Source organism: Flavobacterium gelidicaeli, from assembly GCF_013294005.1.
GTDB lineage: Bacteria > Bacteroidota > Bacteroidia > Flavobacteriales > Flavobacteriaceae > Flavobacterium.
The window spans coordinates 1-1551 of the sequence record NZ_JABSNK010000033.1 but is presented as its reverse complement, the minus strand read 5'-3'; the positions used below and the strand labels follow the sequence as shown (position 1 = coordinate 1551).

The window sequence follows — 1551 nt, the reverse complement described above, 5'->3', positions numbered from 1 at the left end:
TATTCTAAAATTAAGTGTATTATCTAAGAAAAATACTAAATTTGATTTATTAAAAATAACTAACGATGTTGCGATAGACCCTTGAATCCGCCTTTTGCGGTGAAAAAATTACTCACTTCGCTCCTACTAAGAAAATAATCTGCAATCCAAAAAATTGATGATTATTAAGAAGGTTTTGAAAAAGCTTGTGTCGAAATAAATTCTGGTAAAATCGTTAAGCCGAAAGTAATTGATTAAATTAAAGTGATGCAGTTTGCGTCGAAATAGATTCTGGCGATTCATCAAGCCGAAAATAATTTGCTTCAATTAAAGTGATGCAGTTTGTGTCGAAATAGTTTTTGGTGAATTCATTAAGCCGAAAGTAAGTTGGTTCGATTAAAGTGATGCAGTTTGCGTCGAAAAATAATTTGTTGAAATCGTTACGCCGAAAGCATTTTGGTTAAATTAAAGTGATGTAGTTTGTAGCCAAAAGTATTGCGGTGAAAAATTGAATAACGACGAAATTTTGTGCTGAAAAATACATATTATAACAGCGGTTTGCATAAATGGCGAAATATGTGGTAAATTCACGTTTATCTTTCGCAAGAAATTTTATCTTAGCCGAAAATAATCGGTTACGAAGTTCGCCACTTTTGCAAGCCGCGACACGTTGGCAGTAATATTATGAGAACCGAAAACAAACAACGAACATTCATTTATATCACTTTCTTAATCATTGGAATAATGATTACTAATTCTTGTAATTCAACCAAAAGCAAAATTTCTAAAACAGAAGAAAATCTAATTCCAGTAGCCGAAAAAACTATCGACGTTGATATTAGTTTAGGTAAAATTGAGAAATATATTGACATTGAAAAAAGAATAAATTCAGAAGATGTAACTCGCGATTATTTTGTGGACATTGGTGAAGGTATATATCCCTTTATTAAAAATCATTCTTTTGAAATACCAAAAGAGTTTAAGTTTATTCCTGAAACATCAATCGAATTGAGTAAAAGTTATTACTACACAAAAGACGGAAATGTAAAGTTGATTTTATATGAATGGAATAAAATGGATACAGCGACTGTTGATAGCAGAAAATTCAAATCAATATTTATAAATTTAGAAAAAATAATTACTGCAAAAATTGGTCAATATTCTTCAAAGAAAATCGAAAGTGATAAACTTAAAAATGACAAAACTTATCGAGATGATGTTAAATGGAAAAGTTCAGAACTAAATGCATATCTATTCAGATTTGGAGATAGAAATAATAATTATAACCAAATAAGGTTAGCGATATATAAAGATTAATAAATACTACTGCCAACAGCGGTTTGCAAAAATGGCGAAATAAGTGGTAAATTCACGTTTACCTTTCGCAAGAAATTTTATCTTAACCGAAAAATCTCGGTCACGAAGTTCGCCACTTCTGCAAGCCGCGAGACGTTGTACGAGACTTATGCCGAAATCAGGAGAATTCAATAACCTAACGCAACAAATGATAAATTTTATCTTTGTTGAATTATGAAAAAAACCTACAAGCGATTATCATTAGAAGAACGTATT

1 protein-coding gene is annotated in these 1551 nt (G+C 30.6%); it reads left to right on the top strand.

Annotation, left to right across the window (positions count from 1 at the left end):
- The first annotated feature begins 663 nt into the window (after positions 1–663).
- Positions 664–1296, top strand: a complete 633-nt coding sequence (locus HNP99_RS17570) for a hypothetical protein (protein WP_173854755.1) — start codon at positions 664–666, stop codon at positions 1294–1296.
- Positions 1297–1551: the final 255 nt, after the last annotated feature.